Origin of the sequence: Mariprofundus aestuarium, assembly GCF_002795805.1 — a bacterium.
GTDB lineage: Bacteria > Pseudomonadota > Zetaproteobacteria > Mariprofundales > Mariprofundaceae > Mariprofundus > Mariprofundus aestuarium.
This window is the reverse complement of record NZ_CP018799.1, coordinates 112,852-127,285: the sequence shown is the minus strand read 5'-3', so window position 1 is coordinate 127,285 and position 14,434 is coordinate 112,852. Positions and strand designations below refer to the sequence as shown.

Below are 14,434 nucleotides of genomic sequence, written 5' to 3'. Positions count from 1 at the left end.
GCTTTTTTACGGCAGATGAACGCCGTTAAAGAGGGGTATGTCATGAGTGGATTATTCAGCAGTGGATTTCTCAACCTTGAGACTGCATTGGTTGCACGCGAGAAGCTGCAAACCACCCATGCATCCAATATCGCCAATGCCGATACCCCCCACTATAAAGCTGACACGCGCACCTTTGCCGACATGTTTGCGACTGAGCAGGCCAGACGGAGCCGGTTAGAGAGCGGTCATTTTTCTGAATCCAACAGCACTATCATGAAGGATTCCCGTCTTGATTCTGCAAGTTCCACCCATCGCCTGGATGGGAACACTGTAGACACACAAAAAGAGATGGCCCGAATGGCTGAAAACCAGCTGATGCATGAACTTACGATGCGTATGGTTAAGGGCAAGATCAGCAGCCTGAGAAATGCCATCAAGGAAGGTAGGTAATGTCTGATTCGCTTGTAGGCTCGATGCACATTAGTGCGGCAGGTATGTCCGCGCAGAGATCGCGCATGGATATTGTGGCAGAGAATATTGCCAATGCAGAGTCCACCCGCACAGACGATGGCGGCCCGTATCAGCGTCGCCAGGTTATTTTCGAAACCATTTCACCACAGAACAGCTTTTCCAGTGTGTTTTCATCATCGCTGCAAGGGCAGAACTCCCAAACTGTGAAAGTGGCGGAGGTAATCAAGGACAGCCGGCCACCACAGGAGCTGTATGACCCGTCTCACCCCGATGCTGATAGCACAGGCATGGTTAAGTTCCCCAATGTAAATACGGTTGAAGAGATGGTGGATTTGAACTCTGCATCCAGAGGGTTTGAATCAAATGTCACAGTGATGCAGGCATCCAAGCGGATGTTCCTGAAAACACTCGAACTGTTGAGATAGCGATTGCTGGTATCCCTGCCGGATATCACAACCGTCAATTTTCCAACATAATGATAACAATATTTGCAGATCAAGAGGTCAACGATGAACATTAACTCAGTAAGCAGTATCAACGCACAGATTCCGTCATCACAGCCTGTAGCTAAAAAGCCGGATAATTTTGCTGCACTTATGCAGCATTATGTGCAGCAGGCAAATCAGGATACCAAGAGTGCAAATGCGGCGGGCGTGGAGCTTGCTATGGGTAAAAGTAACAATGTTTCTGAAACCCTGCTGGCCATGCAGAAAGCCAGCCTCTCGTTCGACTTGATGGTGGGTGTCAGAAATAAACTGGTCGACGCATACCGGGAAGTCATGCGCATGCAGGTTTAGTAAATATATAACAGTTCATTGTGGCCTTTGAGGGTTATCGCTCGTCAGGGCCGGAACAGCATCAATGGAGACCCGAATGTTTTTGCAACAACGATTTACAATAATAAAAAGCTCCCGCTAAGGAATTGAACCATGGCCAATGAAATCGCACCTTCACAGACGCAAGCCGTTGCCGCCAATTCATCAGCGACTGGTTCTTTTTCGCAAAATGAACAGTCACTGCAGGCTGGCGTCTCCAATATTCAGGGCTTGCTGTTAAAGAACCGTCGCCTGCTGCTGGTCATTGCCAGCGTGCTGATGCTGGCTGGCTTTATCAGTCTTCTTTTCTGGTCAGCAGATGCGCCATACAGGCCTCTGTTTGCGAACATCGATGAAAAAGAAGCAGCTTCAATTATTGAATTGCTTCAGAAAGAGAAGGTGCCTTACCGCCTTGAGGGAAGAGGCACTGTAATGGTCCCATCGGATCAGGTTTATGCATTGAGACTGAAGCTTGCAGGGCAGGATATGCTGCCGGGGAACAAAACAGGCTATGAGTTATTTGATAGCGAAAACCAGCTCGGCATCAGCGATTTTGTCCAGAATATTAATCTTCAGCGGGCTCTGCAGGGCGAGCTGGCCCGGACGATTGAGATTCTGCCTCAGGTATCTTCTGCCAGAGTTCATCTTGTTCTACCGAAAGAGTCCGCCTTTATTAATCGCAAGCGAGATGCATCCGCATCAGTCATGCTGCAGCTGGCCGGCTCAAGCCGGCTCTCCAAGCAGTCCATACTGGCAATTCAAAACCTGATTGCTGCCGGCGTACCAGAACTGGATCGGGAAGATGTCACAGTGGTTGATTCAGCAGGCAACCTGCTAACTTCAAAAGGTGAATCCAGCTCGACGACAAGTGCCGTGCAGACACATCAGGAATATCAGGTGAATTTTGAAAGAAGGCTGGAAGAGCGCCTGACGATGATGCTGGAGCAAATTGTTGGCGCCGGACAGGCTGTCGTCAGGGTTACGGCGCAGATCAACCGCGAACACGTGGAGCAGAACAACCAGAGATTCAACCCTGATGAAGCAGTGCTGCGCAGTGAGCGTGTCATCGAGGAGAATAGAAAGGCATCGGACAGCAGGGCTATGGGTGTGCCTGGCGTTTCCTCCAACAGCCCTGACAAGAGCGGCAATATGCAGGCAGGCTCAGCACAGCCAAGGGAAGAGGCAGGGCGCAAGGAGCATATCAGCAGCTTTGAAATAAGCTCCACGAATGAAAAACGTATTATCCCCTTCGGTGAGCTGGAGAAACTCTCCGTCGCAGTTCTGATTGGAGGCAGCGTCAGTAAAGAAAACGACATCTCCACCTTTGTTCCCAGAACAGCGGAGGAGCTGAAATCAATACGCGGGCTGGTTGAGCGAGCCATGGGTTTTAATGAAGACCGTGGCGACTCTCTGGAAGTGCAGAGCATGCCGCTTTTGGATATTTCCAGCACCGAAGATGCTGCAGCAATGCAAGAGGTAGAAGCAAAGGCCTACTACTTGGAGTTGGCCCGTTACGGCGTTGCCGGACTCGCTCTGATACTGCTCGCCTGGTTTGTCCTGCGTCCACTGGGTAAGCGCTTTGTTTCTCAGGAATCAGAGGCGACTGGAAAAGAGAGTGCCGGAAAAAAAGATCTGGCCATCCAGGACTCGTCGGCAACAGGTGCCGTTGAGGCAGCCCTGGAATCCATGAATTTACAGTCCATTGGCGCAGATAATTTGGAACAGCAGGCCCTGCAAGGTGCTGCAAAAGATATGATCAGCAAGGACGCCAAGATGGCGGCCCGCATCATTCAGCAATGGACACAACAGTCATGAATAAAGGTAACGCGAACAAAACTCTAACAGGGCTCGACAGGGCCGCCATTTTTTTACTTTCAGTAGGCCCTGAGGTCGCTTCACAAGTATTGGGGCTTCTGGACGATCAGGGATTGGTAAATCTTGCCAAGCGCATGCCGCAAATAAAGGAAGTTAGTCCAAAAGACATAGAGGGGATCTATACGGAATTTATTCAAATGCACCGCTCAGGGGATGCATTTGTTCCATCCTCTGCAATCGAGATCCATGAGTTGCTAAGGGATGTAGTAGAGCCAGATAGGCTGCAGAGGATTTTGGAGAGCCTTGAGGATGGTGGCCCCATCCGTATGCCGGTTTGGGATAAGCTCGCGCGCATGGGGCCAACGTCGATTTTCAACCTGATCAAGGACGAAAACGCCCAAACTACGGCGGTGATTCTCGGTCGCCTTGAGCCTGAACTGGCCAGCACAGTGATTGCGCTATTTCCGAAAGAGAAGCAGATGGCCGTGGTCGTGCGCATGGCCAGAATTGAAAGCATCAAGAGTGATGTAACCAAGGATATCGAAGAGGCGCTGGAGCAGCAGGTCAACCGCCTTCAAGGCGGCGGGTCCGGACTCGCCATGAACGGCATGGATCACGTCGTGGAAATCCTGAAAACCCTAGACAGCAAAAGTTCCAAAAACATCCTCGATTACCTTAAAGAGCATGACCAAGGCCTGTATGAACAGGTGGACAGCCAGCTGCTTGTATTTGAAGACTTTACCGAACTTAGCGGTCGCGATATTCAGGCGGTATTAAAGAACGTTCAGACTGAGGACTTGATGCGTGCACTTAAGGGCTCGTCTGATGAGCTTCGCGAGCATTTCTTCGACAATATGTCCAAGCGTGCTGCTGATATTATGCGAGAGGATATTGATGCGATGGGCGGGCTGAAGCTTTCGGATGTAGAGAAGTCACAGCGTGCCATACTGGAAGTGGCCAGAACGCTTGATAGCGAGGGTGTAATCAGCCTCGGGACTCAGGAAGATATGGTTTATTAGAGGTGTTTAATAACTCACTTGACCCCCTGGCGTTAAAACAGGTTTCCAGAAAAGAGGAGAAATCACCTTTTCCTTACAAGGACTTCTCCCCCTCCAAGCCGCAAGAGATCATCGAAAGAGCGCCTGAAATCTCCGCTGAGAGTAGGATTAAGCAGCTTGAAGCCATGCTGACGGAAAAGCACTCCTTTGATGCAAATCTGGAGCGTGAATCCTACGACAAAGCCTACCTCTCGGGAGAGAAGGCGGGGCTGGCTCTGGGACAAAAGCGTGCTGAGCAGATCCTGGAAAAGATGCAGCAGCTCCAGGAGCAAACGCAGCAGCAGCTTGATGAGATAAGAAACACCATGAGTGAGGCGGTTATCGACATCGGTGGCATGCTTGCTGAATGGCTGGTTGGAGAGATTACTGCCGATGACCGGGCACGCTTGCTGACCATAGCGAAAAAGGCTGCGCGGAGTTTCCCTGAAACAGACAGAATGGTTCTGGTTGTACATCAGGATGACTTTTCCCAGTTTGAAAGGCTACTCACCGACTCCGATTTCAAGATCCATTTATTGACTGACAATTCAGTCAAGCCGGGCTGCATGCGTGTTGCCAGCGAAGCACAGGATATTTTAATTGACCCCCGCGCTCCCATTGCGGAGGCCGTGGCACAACTGAAGCAAGAGCTCCTCTCTGGAGAGAGCGTTGCCATCTCCTAAATTATGTCATAAAAAATCCAGGCAGCAGGTCCTCTCAAAGGTTGTAAGAGAGGTCGCATTTCCGCCCAGGGGATTGGTACAAAAAGTCGTGGGGCCGATGCTGGAAGCCAGCGGCATTAAGGCGGAGGTTGGCCGGGCATGTTATCTGCATACTGCCGCAAACGTGCGCCTGGAGGCTGAAATCGTCGGCTTTCGCAACGGTCGCAGCCTGATCATGCCCGTTGGCTCCACGCGGGGCATTGCCCCTGGCAGTGTAGTGCAGCCTTTGTCCACACCTCCTACCATCCCTGTTTCTGAGGCTCTGCTTGGGCGCGTTCTGGATTCACGAGCCCAGCCGCTGGACGGTCAGCCGCTGGCGGAAATCAAGACCGTCTTCCCCATCCATCGCAGGCCGCCAAACCCCATGCTCCGTCATGTTATTGACACTCCGATGCAACTCGGCGTGCGTGTTATTGATGCCTGTACGACCATGGGGTGGGGACAACGTATGGGGCTATTCGCCGGAGCGGGTGTCGGCAAAAGCACCTTGCTTGGCATGCTGGCCAAAGATTCAGATGCGGATGTTATTGTAATCGCTCTGGTTGGAGAGCGTGGCAGGGAACTGCGAGAGTTCCTCGATGATGCACTGGGCCCGGAGGCACTGTCGAAGTGTGTTGTTGTGGTTGAAACATCGGATGCTCCTCCCCTTCTACGGGTACGTGCAGCCCTGACAGCCACAACAATTGCCGAGGTATTCAGGGATCAGGGCAAGCGAGTTTTATTGCTTGCGGACAGCCTGACCCGCTTTCTACAGGCACAGAGGGAAATCGGCTTAATGCTGGGAGAGCCGCCAACCAGCAAAGGCTACACACCCTCCTGCTTCTCCATGCTCGCCGAACTGCTTGAAAGAGCCGGCCCTGGCACCAGTGGTCAGGGAAGCATCAGTGCTCTGTATACCGTACTGGTCGAAGGAGACGACCTATCCGATCCAGTTGCTGATGCAGCCATATCCATGCTCGATGGTCACATTCTGCTGGACAGGAAACTTGCCGAGAAAGGGCTCTTTCCTGCCATCAACATTCTGGGCAGCGTCAGTCGCCTTGCCAATAAATTGACTACCCCCTCCGTACAGAATGCGGCACGTTCCTTGCGTGAAGATCTTGCATTGTTCGAACGTATGGAGGACATGGTGAATATGGGTGCATATGAAAAGGGCAGCAACCCGAACCTCGACAGGGTCATCAAGCGCATGCCAGAGATCGAAAGGTTCCGCCGGCAGCATGTGGATATCTCAGACTCGCTGCAAGAATCACAGGATGCCCTGATGGAGCTGGTGAACTCATGAGCAATGCGCTGCAGCCTCAAAAGGTTTTATCACAGCTTGAGGATCACAAGTGCAATGAGTTAACGCTCAAGCTGGCAGCCCTGCACAGCAGGCGCGATATGCTTAACCGGGAGATTGAGGCGGTGGATTTACAGTTGGCCGACATCGGAAAACAGCGCGAAACTTCAAGTCTGAATATGACAACAGCACTGCAGCTCTCCATGCTAGAGGCCGTACGCCAGGAGGAACTGGGTCGAAAAAACAGGTTAATGGCGGAACTGGAGTCCCTCTCTGCTGAGGAAAAAGCGATAAGGGTGGATATCTTTACCTCCATGAACAAGTCAAAGGCCTATACAAAACTGATGGAAAATGAAGAAAAGCTACAGCAGAAACATGCTTCGCGTGTTGAGCAGCAATCTATTGATGACCTGATGGCGCACCGCCGCACACGGGGGGAATAAAATGAAACGCTACAATATAATAAGTTTTCTCGTGATCTTGAGTGCTTTTTCACTGTTTAATATCGGTATGACATGGTGGCCGGATAGTGAGGATTATTCGACTGCTATCAGCGAGATCTCATCGACACCCGTGGCACAGGCGGGAGAGATCGCTAAAACCCGGTCTCAGGCCAGCCCGGGTGAAATGGCTGAAGCCGAGCGCGATGCCTCTGTCATCATCCCTGCTGCTGAGGCGTCTGTATTTTCCGGCTCAATGGCCGGCAATGTCAGCCAGGAAGAGGCAGAAGTACTGCTTAATCTGCGCACCACCAAGGAGAATCTGGACTTGCGTTCCAAAGCACTGGATGAACGTCAGAGTTCGATTGAGAAAGCAGAGGAGGGGATGGCAGCCCGGATTAAGGAGCTGGAGAGCCTGGTAGCCAAGATGCAGGATCAGTTACAGCAGGAACAGAACTTCAAGAGCAAGAAAATAAAAAAACTTGCTGCAGTTTACTCAAGCATGAAACCGGAAAAAGCAGCACTGGTCGTCACCAGAATGGAACTTGAGACTGTCGTTAAGATGTTTGCCCGCATGGATGATAAGAAGGTAGGTAAAATCCTCTCCTATTTATCGCCGGAAAAAGCAGTTGGCATCACCCAGGCTTTGACTCGGCAGTCAAATGATCTCTAAAAACCAGGATTAGTGAAAAACGCGGCTCTATGCCCCTAAAGTTTTAATAGGTACTGCCGATACACTATCTATTAACGTCCAAAAATAGCAGGGAATATTAGATAGGCCCGTTGGTTCAAGGTGGCCGCAAGAAAAATAACGGTGATGAACTGGCACCCGCTCATGGATTGCTTCAGACTGAGAGAGAGGAATTTGTATGGCTTTTTTTGATAACCTATTGAAAGGTGGCAACAACCTTTCCATCAGAACGAAGATCAACGCGACTATTGCCATTATTATTCTTATAAATATTAGCGTGGAGATCAGCCTCACCATTTCGGGTGAGAAAGAGCAGGCCATTGCCCAGGTTGAGGAAAATGTCACAAACATGGCTGCCTCTTATTTTGACAGTATTAATATGTTGATGTTGACCGGCGGCATGGATGAACGTGGAACTCTGCAAGAAAAAGTGCGCAACATGCCCCATGTGCTGGATGCCCAGGTGATTCGTGGAGAGGCAATCAATAAACAATACGGGGATGGTCTGGATGCTGAGAAGGCTCATGATGATCTGGATCGCCAGGCCCTAAAGGGAGATACTGTCTCACAGATAGAGGAGGGAGATGAGGGTCGCGTTATAACGGTCATCTCACCTTTTATCGCCACCGACAATACACGGGGGGTGAATTGCCTGAGCTGCCATGAGGTACCTTCCGGCACTACGATCGGCGCTGTTCGAATCTCCTACTCTCTGGCAGAAACCGACAGCCACATAGAGAACAGCATGTGGAAAGCGCTTGGCACTAGCCTAAGTCTATTGGTCATAGGCCTGATCCTTATTAACCTGATATTGAATCGTATCATAATTGCTCCTATCAAAAGGTTTAAGGACAGTTTGAGTTGTATTGCCGAAGGCGATCTGACTCAGCGCGTGGAGGTGACCAGTCAAGATGAAATCGGCCAGCTTGGACTTTCACTCAATGCCTTCGCAGAAGGAATTAATGACTCCATCAGAACTATATCCGGCAACTCCCAGACCTTGAGTGGCGCAGCTGAAGAGCTGACATCGGTGAGCCAGCAGATGGGAGCCAATGCAGAGGAGACATCCGCTCAGGCGGGCGTGGTTGCCGGAGCTTCTGAGACCATCAGCAGCAATGTTCAGACCGTGGCCAGTGGCATTGAGGAGTTGAGTGCGACAACGCGAGAGATTGCCAGCAATGCCTCAGAGGCTGCACAGATTGCACTCTCTGCTGTGGAGACAGCAGATTCAGCCAATGCGACCGTGAGCAAACTCAATGTAAGCAGCAGTGAAATTGGTGAAATCATCAATGCAATCAACTCTATTGCACAACAGACGAAGCTGCTGGCACTCAATGCTACCATTGAGGCAGCGCGCGCCGGAGAGGCAGGCAAGGGCTTCGCCGTGGTAGCCAACGAGGTGAAGGACTTAGCCATGGAGACAGGCAAGGCCTCCGATGACATCGCCAAGAAGATCGAGGTGATCCAGTCTGATACCACAGAGGCTGTGGAGGCGATCAGCAAGATCAATGAGGTCATTGCACAGATCAACGAATTCCAGAGCACCATTGCCAGCGCAGTGGAAGAGCAGAGTGCGACAGCCGGGGAGATCTCCAGAAACGTGGCCGATGTAGCTCAGGGAAGCGGCCAGATCACCCAGAACATCGCCGGCGTGGCAGAGGCCGCACAGAGCACTTCAACAGGTGCCAATGATACTTTGCAGGCGTCCGCTGAGCTCTCCCGCATGGCTGCTGAGCTACAGATGCATGTGGCCAAGTTTAAGTTTGAATAAGTTGTGTTGATAAGGAGTGACAGGCTTCCTGGCTTTTCCTTGTAGAGGTCAGGATCACCCTGATACAAGGTGCACCTTCTATTGTGCCCTTTGTGCAAAAATCTGCTTATCAGAAGTCACACTTTAGAGTTTTATGATATTGACCCTAAAGTATATTGATCTGCTGCCGATAGTTTATATTCCAAGAGGTTTTTTGTTTAAGGAGGTTAAAAATGGCTATCAACTTTCACCCAGCAGACGCGCTGATTCATCGGTTGTTACAGCAGCAGGGAAGCTCCTTAAGCCAAAAAGCTAGCCCGCAACAGAGAGAGGGTTCCGGCCCATCGGAAAAAGTTTCTATATCTGAGCAGGCCAGAAACGCAGCTGCCGGTGAAGCAGCCGGCGAATCCTCATCCAAACATGAACCAGATCTGATTAAATTATATGGTCCTCGTGGTGGCTAACAGCAGCCAAAATAAATGTCGGCTGTTGATCGTTGAAGATGATACAGCCTTGGCTGCCTTGCTCGAAGAGTACTTAAGCGCATCCAATTACGACATACAGGTAGTCAATGACGGGAGTTCAGCCATCGAGCTCCTGGATCGTCAACACTTTGACGTGGTGTTAAGCGACATCATGCTGCCCGGAGCTAGCGGGATTGAGGTTTTGAAGAAAGCGGGAGGCGACTTTGCCCGCATTATTGTTGTTTTGATGACTGGCTATTCAGGCATTGAAGATGCCTTGTCAGCCGTCAAACAGGGCGCATATGATTTTGTTAGCAAGCCTTTCCAGTTGCCTGAAATGAGGGTTCGGCTGGATAACGCAGCCGCGTACCAGAGGCTGCTGCGACAAACGCAGGGAACAAGCCCTTCTGATCGATCCGATCACCCCGACAATAAAGCTGAACAAGCCAAAGCAGTGAAGATATACAGTTCACTGCAGGCCAGTGGCCGGTAGGGGGCGAGATGCAGAATATTATCTTACTTGAAGACCAGGCCATGGTTCGCAACGTAATAGTTGAAACCATCGATGATTTCTCGGACCGGATCCACATTACATGTGCTGACAGCGTCAAGGCTGGTCGCGAGCTTTTTGAGAGCCAACCCTGGGATGGAATGATTGCAGACCTTACGCTTGGTGATGGAGAGTCTCTGGAGCTGATCTCAGAACTGCGGGAACGAAACATCGACATTCCAATCATCCTGGCCAGCGGCTTTCTCTCGCCTGAGAAACTGCAGGAGGCAGAAAAACTTGGGATTGGGCACATATTGCACAAACCCTTCCATCCGGCTGCACTGCTGGATTGTGTTGAAAAGGCCTTTCTAAGTTCGGGTGCTGTTCCACATGTGCCCCAGCCTAAATCGCCAACTCAAGAAGAAACAGTAGAAGCGCCGCATCCTATGCATGGCCACCTGCTACCTGAGCTGTTTGCGATGGACAGGCACCTGGGACTGCTGTTCCGCTTGTTAAATGATATCCCCAAGCATAAAGAGGTAGCCAAGATTTGCAGTAGTTCGCTGACTCTGGCTATGGATATAGTGCGTGCACATAGCGGCTTCCTGGCGTTATATCAGCGGGACGCGAAAAAACTTGTTCTGGCCACACACAACGGACTGGAAGAAGCGGGCATGCCGTGGAACATCGCTGTGAACTGCAAGCTGGACAGTACTCCATTTGAACCACTGCTGGAGGGGCGTGAAGACTACATCCAGTCGGTTGTGGACTCAGGGCTTTCTTACAGCTGCTGGCCGGGCGTAGATGCTCATAGTTACATCGCCATTCCGATTCGACTTGAGCAAAGGGCAATGGGCGTTATTTGCCTGATGGATTATCGTGAAGCCTCATTAAGTGAACAGCATAAAAATACGCTGGGGCTACTTGTGGCTCACCTGGACACACTGCTGGATAACCGGGCAGTACATGCCGCCCTGCAAGACAGCATGAAGGAGACCCTGATCACGTTGGCTAGCCTGCTGGAAGCCCGGGATCGCTACACCAAAGACCACTCATCCAGAGTGAGTAAAATGAGTGTCATATTTGCCGCGAAACTGGGGCTGGACCAGGAGGCTATTGACCTCATCCAGACAGGCGGCTTGCTGCACGACCTTGGAAAGGTAGGGATTCCCGATAGCATCCTGCTGAAAGAAGGTAGGTTTACCGATCAGGAATTTGCCCGCATGAAAGCGCATCCGGCGATTGGTGATACGATTTTGAAAAACCTGGATGGCCTGGGACGGGAGCGTCAAATGGTCCGCCATCACCATGAACGCATGGATGGCTCCGGGTATCCGGACAAGCTCAAGGGCGAAGAGATTCCACTTGCCGCAAGAATAGTCTGCGTAGCAGACGCTATTGATGCTATGACATCGCATCGGGTATACCGAACAGCACAGCCTCTTTCATTCTGTATTGAACAACTTCGCCTCAACTCTGGCACACAATTTGATAGTGCAGTAGTAGAGGTCGCGATTGAAGCCATTGAAGAGGGCCTGATTGAAACTCAGGCCACATCTCAGATGGAACAGATTAGCAAATAAACCAGCTTTTCCGCCACCCCATTAATGCCTGTTGCAAAGGAGAATCGCATGTCCAAAAATGGGAGGCGTAACCACCGAGAGACATTCCGTCAGGATGAAGTGCTCGCCATTAAGGAGGAGCTTCTAACCCCTGAGCAGTTCAGCCTGGAAATGAACAAAGTCGGAACTGTTTCGCAAAATAGCAGGTTGGCACAAGAGCTTTTAAACCACGATAGTCAGGAGAATCTTTCCCCTGAAGTGGCTGGAGCACTGGAGGCTCTGGACCTGAAGTTAAACTTCCTCATCAGCCTGCAAATGGAGAAGAGTGATGATGCCGAGCACGACCAGCGACTCGTTAGCTTGAGCTCAACCGGCATTGGCTTTTCGACACAGGAACGCTTCAAAAAAGGGGATCATCTGAAGATCAAGATGAACCTACCCATGTTTCCACCGGTCAAGCTGGAGTTGATTGGCGAGGTCGTTGCCATTTCATCCAGAGGGAAAAGTAGAAGCGAAACCTGGATCGGCGTTTCATTCCTGCACCGCTGTAAAGAGGACGAGGAAATCATTGTGAAGTACCTTTTCAAACGGCAGCGGGAAAAGCTTCGTGCCAAAGACGCGCGCAAAGCGCTATCCGGGAATAATAGCAAACAAGAGATGGGATCCGGAATTTAGGGTCGAACAGGGGATAGGTCTCTTCCTTCCCGTTTAACCACCCAGAAAGTCTAAGTCTGAGAATAAATTCAGGGACAGCCACCGGTCAGCCCCCCAACCTCTTTCTGTGAGCTACGAGGGGGTTAGCGGAGTTTTCTTCATGCCAACCTATGGCATCTGTTTAATCCTCTACTTAGCCTTGTCCGTTTTGCTGCTTAAGCCTGCTGCGGGCAGTTTCAGCTTCTGAACTGGCAGGATGCTGCCTGATTAACTGACTGTAGAGGGATATTGCTGCATCTTGCTGCTGCTGCTTTTCATGTATAAACCCGGCTTTCAGCATGGCTGCCGCATGCCTTGGCGTGAATGACTTCCCATTTATGATATCCTGGAACACCAGCAATGCCTTGCCGGCTTCACCTTGTGCCAGCAGTGATTCTCCATACCAATATTTTGCCTCACCAGCCAGTTTATCCCCGGGAAAGTCTCGAAGGAAATTTCTAAAGGCGAGGCTGGACTCAAAATAATCCCCATTCTTTAGTGCGAAGTAGGCATCATAATATGCCCTTTTGGCTCTTTCGCTTTGCCCTTGGTTATCCTGCTTTGCAATGGGCTTTGGCGCGCTGTTCTCGATGCTTGCGGCATCGGCTGCTTTCTCTACAGCTTTATTCTTCGCTTTCTTGACTGCTTTGCCTTTCGGCTTTGAACGTCTTGACTTCAGGCTTTCCAGCTCCTGCTTGAGGGTCTCCAGCTGGCTGTTCATGGCAGCAAGTTCATTTTGCGCATGCGTAAACTCCCTCTTATTTTCCGCTTCAAGGAGGGATACCCTTGCTCGAAGTTTGGCCAGTTCTTCATTTTTATCTGCCACTGAGTCCAGTCGTTGTTCTACCTGCTCTTTCCAGAGAAGTTCTTCATTTGCACTATCCTGTGATGCCTGCAAGCTGGCGCATGCGTTCAGCAACAAAGGCAGGCTGCATAAGAGTAATAGTCTTATTCTGCTATCCATAATATCTCCTGAAAGTAAGCGGGTTCTTCAATAATCATGTCATGTACATCCAGGTTATAGGCAGCAAGAAACAAGCCACCGCCTGGTGCAAATCGTTGGGCTATCCGGTGAACAGCTGCCAATAAATCAACCTGAAGCGTCTGGCCTGTGCAGGAACAATTGATTAAGGGCTGGAGGCACTTAACCGGAAAGCTTGAAGCTTTGCAGTAGTGAGGCTGTGATCAGGTGCCAGCCATCTACAAGCACAAAGAGGATGATTTTAAGGGGCAGTGAGATCATCACCGGAGGCAGCATCATCATACCCATACTCATCAACACAGAGGCCACGACCAGATCAAGGACAACGAAGGGGATATAGATCAAAAATCCGATCTGGAAAGCAGTTCGCAACTCGCTGATAACAAAGGCTGGAATCAGTGCATGCATCGGTGTGGCTTCAGGAGAGTCCGGACTCTCCACCTTGGCTGCCTCCAGAAAAAGGATCAGATCCTCTTCACGGGTTTGCGCCAGCATAAAACTGCGAAGAGGAGCTTTGGCTTTTTCAAATGCGTCGGCTTGGGAAAGCTCCTCATTCAGATAGGGAGTCAGAGCCTGAGTGTCAATTTTCTGCCAGACGGGCATCATGATAAAAACGGTCATAAACAAAGCCAAACCGATCAGGATTTGATTTGGCGGTGCTTGCTGTGTACCCATAGCCTGCCGCAGAAAGCCGAACACGATAAGAATTCGGGTAAATGATGTCATCATCACCAGTATTGAAGGGGCAAGGGCAAGAACCGTTAACCCCGCAATGATCTTTAGGCCGGTAAACCAGTCGTCCGGCTCACCGGAGTTTCCCAGGCTCATTGATAGGGTAGGAATATCTGCAGCTTCGGAGAGAGAAGGGAACAGCACCACTCCCATGAGAAGGAAATATGTCAGACGTGATGGCATCATTTATCCTCGGGTTCGCCTGAGTCGATCCCTGCTTCCTTAATATGTTGAGAGATTGATGTCATCCCGGCCGGCGACAGGCCGATCAAGTAATGTCTGCCGTCATAGGCGACTTCCACAAGGCTGTGTTTAGTATCCAAAGGCAAACGCCTGACCACCTTCATATGCTCCCCGTGTCGGCTTTGCGTGGATGTCTGAAGGCGGCGCAACAGCCATACCACACCCGCAAAGACTGCAAGCACAACGGCCAGCGCAGCCACAGACTGCACAATCGCCATTAGAAAGGGCTCACTCATCTCATCAGTGCCGGAAAATGGTTCATT

General features: G+C 50.7%; 17 protein-coding genes. 14 read left to right on the top strand and 3 right to left on the bottom strand.

Annotated features, from left to right (window positions below; genetic code table 11):
* The first annotated feature begins 42 nt into the window (after positions 1-42).
* The 14 genes from flgB (at position 43) to Ga0123461_RS00600 (ending at position 12,196) form a co-directional block, all read left to right on the top strand.
* Positions 43-432: a flagellar basal body rod protein FlgB gene (gene flgB, locus Ga0123461_RS00665; protein ID WP_100276583.1), complete on the top strand. Its 390-nt coding sequence runs from the start codon at positions 43-45 to the stop codon at positions 430-432.
* Entirely contained in the window at positions 432-878 is a 447-nt protein-coding gene (gene flgC, locus Ga0123461_RS00660) for a flagellar basal body rod protein FlgC (RefSeq protein ID WP_100276582.1), read from the top strand. The genes flgB and flgC overlap by 1 nt, the downstream gene beginning before the upstream one ends.
* Before the next feature lie 84 nt (positions 879-962).
* Positions 963-1,250: a flagellar hook-basal body complex protein FliE gene (fliE, locus tag Ga0123461_RS00655; RefSeq protein ID WP_100276581.1), complete on the top strand. Its 288-nt coding sequence runs from the start codon at positions 963-965 to the stop codon at positions 1,248-1,250.
* 132 nt (positions 1,251-1,382) lie between these two features.
* Positions 1,383-3,083, top strand: a complete 1,701-nt coding sequence (fliF, locus tag Ga0123461_RS00650; RefSeq protein WP_100276580.1) for a flagellar basal-body MS-ring/collar protein FliF — start codon at positions 1,383-1,385, stop codon at positions 3,081-3,083.
* Complete coding sequence (gene fliG, locus Ga0123461_RS00645; protein WP_100276579.1) at positions 3,065-4,102, top strand: flagellar motor switch protein FliG; 1,038 nt, start codon at positions 3,065-3,067, stop codon at positions 4,100-4,102. Before fliF ends, fliG begins: the two co-directional genes overlap by 19 nt.
* Positions 4,103-4,104: 2 nt before the next feature.
* Positions 4,105-4,803, top strand: coding sequence for a FliH/SctL family protein (locus Ga0123461_RS00640; RefSeq protein WP_100276578.1), 699 nt, complete (start codon positions 4,105-4,107; stop codon positions 4,801-4,803).
* The gene (locus tag Ga0123461_RS00635) at positions 4,790-6,127 is read left to right on the top strand and encodes a FliI/YscN family ATPase (protein ID WP_100276577.1); all 1,338 of its coding nucleotides are present in this window, start codon (positions 4,790-4,792) and stop codon (positions 6,125-6,127) included. Before Ga0123461_RS00640 ends, Ga0123461_RS00635 begins: the two co-directional genes overlap by 14 nt.
* Positions 6,124-6,567 (top strand): hypothetical protein, encoded by a 444-nt coding sequence (locus Ga0123461_RS00630; RefSeq protein WP_100276576.1) that lies wholly within the window; start codon positions 6,124-6,126, stop codon positions 6,565-6,567. The genes Ga0123461_RS00635 and Ga0123461_RS00630 overlap by 4 nt, the downstream gene beginning before the upstream one ends.
* A gap of 1 nt (position 6,568) precedes the next feature.
* Complete coding sequence (locus tag Ga0123461_RS00625) at positions 6,569-7,237, top strand: MotE family protein (RefSeq protein WP_100276575.1); 669 nt, start codon at positions 6,569-6,571, stop codon at positions 7,235-7,237.
* A gap of 196 nt (positions 7,238-7,433) precedes the next feature.
* Positions 7,434-9,026 (top strand): methyl-accepting chemotaxis protein, encoded by a 1,593-nt coding sequence (locus tag Ga0123461_RS00620; RefSeq protein WP_100276574.1) that lies wholly within the window; start codon positions 7,434-7,436, stop codon positions 9,024-9,026.
* Positions 9,027-9,238: 212 nt separating this feature from the next.
* The gene (locus tag Ga0123461_RS00615) at positions 9,239-9,469 is read left to right on the top strand and encodes a hypothetical protein (RefSeq protein ID WP_100276573.1); all 231 of its coding nucleotides are present in this window, start codon (positions 9,239-9,241) and stop codon (positions 9,467-9,469) included.
* 25 nt (positions 9,470-9,494) lie between these two features.
* The gene (locus Ga0123461_RS00610; protein ID WP_157819185.1) at positions 9,495-9,962 is read left to right on the top strand and encodes a response regulator; all 468 of its coding nucleotides are present in this window, start codon (positions 9,495-9,497) and stop codon (positions 9,960-9,962) included.
* An 8-nt stretch (positions 9,963-9,970) separates the two neighbouring features.
* Complete coding sequence (locus tag Ga0123461_RS00605; protein ID WP_100276571.1) at positions 9,971-11,542, top strand: HD domain-containing phosphohydrolase; 1,572 nt, start codon at positions 9,971-9,973, stop codon at positions 11,540-11,542.
* A 48-nt stretch (positions 11,543-11,590) separates the two neighbouring features.
* Entirely contained in the window at positions 11,591-12,196 is a 606-nt protein-coding gene (locus Ga0123461_RS00600) for a PilZ domain-containing protein (protein ID WP_157819184.1), read from the top strand.
* Positions 12,197-12,368: 172 nt separating this feature from the next.
* Here the strand turns inward: Ga0123461_RS00600 and Ga0123461_RS00595 are convergent, their stop codons facing one another.
* The 3 genes from Ga0123461_RS00595 to Ga0123461_RS00585 all read right to left on the bottom strand — a co-directional run bounded on the left by Ga0123461_RS00595 (position 12,369) and on the right by Ga0123461_RS00585 (position 14,389).
* Entirely contained in the window at positions 12,369-13,133 is a 765-nt protein-coding gene (locus tag Ga0123461_RS00595) for a tetratricopeptide repeat protein (protein ID WP_232710259.1), read from the bottom strand.
* Between the two features lie 225 nt (positions 13,134-13,358).
* Positions 13,359-14,111 (bottom strand): flagellar type III secretion system pore protein FliP, encoded by a 753-nt coding sequence (fliP, locus tag Ga0123461_RS00590; protein WP_198507079.1) that lies wholly within the window; start codon positions 14,109-14,111, stop codon positions 13,359-13,361.
* Entirely contained in the window at positions 14,111-14,389 is a 279-nt protein-coding gene (locus Ga0123461_RS00585) for a flagellar biosynthetic protein FliO (protein WP_157819183.1), read from the bottom strand. The genes fliP and Ga0123461_RS00585 overlap by 1 nt, the downstream gene beginning before the upstream one ends.
* Between the last annotated feature and the right edge of the window lie 45 nt (positions 14,390-14,434).

What these genes read in the sequence shown, in the direction of transcription:
- flgB (WP_100276583.1), top strand. Translation starts at nt 43, where the DNA reads ATGAGTGGATTATTCAGCAGTGGATTTCTCAACCTTGAGACTGCATTG.
- flgC (WP_100276582.1), top strand. Translation starts at nt 432, where the DNA reads ATGTCTGATTCGCTTGTAGGCTCGATGCACATTAGTGCGGCAGGTATG.
- fliE (WP_100276581.1), top strand. Translation starts at nt 963, where the DNA reads ATGAACATTAACTCAGTAAGCAGTATCAACGCACAGATTCCGTCATCA.
- fliF (WP_100276580.1), top strand. Translation starts at nt 1,383, where the DNA reads ATGGCCAATGAAATCGCACCTTCACAGACGCAAGCCGTTGCCGCCAAT.
- fliG (WP_100276579.1), top strand. Translation starts at nt 3,065, where the DNA reads ATGGACACAACAGTCATGAATAAAGGTAACGCGAACAAAACTCTAACA.
- Ga0123461_RS00630 (WP_100276576.1), top strand. Translation starts at nt 6,124, where the DNA reads ATGAGCAATGCGCTGCAGCCTCAAAAGGTTTTATCACAGCTTGAGGAT.
- Ga0123461_RS00625 (WP_100276575.1), top strand. Translation starts at nt 6,569, where the DNA reads ATGAAACGCTACAATATAATAAGTTTTCTCGTGATCTTGAGTGCTTTT.
- Ga0123461_RS00620 (WP_100276574.1), top strand. Translation starts at nt 7,434, where the DNA reads ATGGCTTTTTTTGATAACCTATTGAAAGGTGGCAACAACCTTTCCATC.
- Ga0123461_RS00615 (WP_100276573.1), top strand. Translation starts at nt 9,239, where the DNA reads ATGGCTATCAACTTTCACCCAGCAGACGCGCTGATTCATCGGTTGTTA.
- Ga0123461_RS00605 (WP_100276571.1), top strand. Translation starts at nt 9,971, where the DNA reads ATGCAGAATATTATCTTACTTGAAGACCAGGCCATGGTTCGCAACGTA.
- Ga0123461_RS00600 (WP_157819184.1), top strand. Translation starts at nt 11,591, where the DNA reads ATGTCCAAAAATGGGAGGCGTAACCACCGAGAGACATTCCGTCAGGAT.
- fliP (WP_198507079.1), bottom strand. Translation starts at nt 14,111, where the DNA reads ATGCCATCACGTCTGACATATTTCCTTCTCATGGGAGTGGTGCTGTTC.
- Ga0123461_RS00585 (WP_157819183.1), bottom strand. Translation starts at nt 14,389, where the DNA reads ATGGCGATTGTGCAGTCTGTGGCTGCGCTGGCCGTTGTGCTTGCAGTC.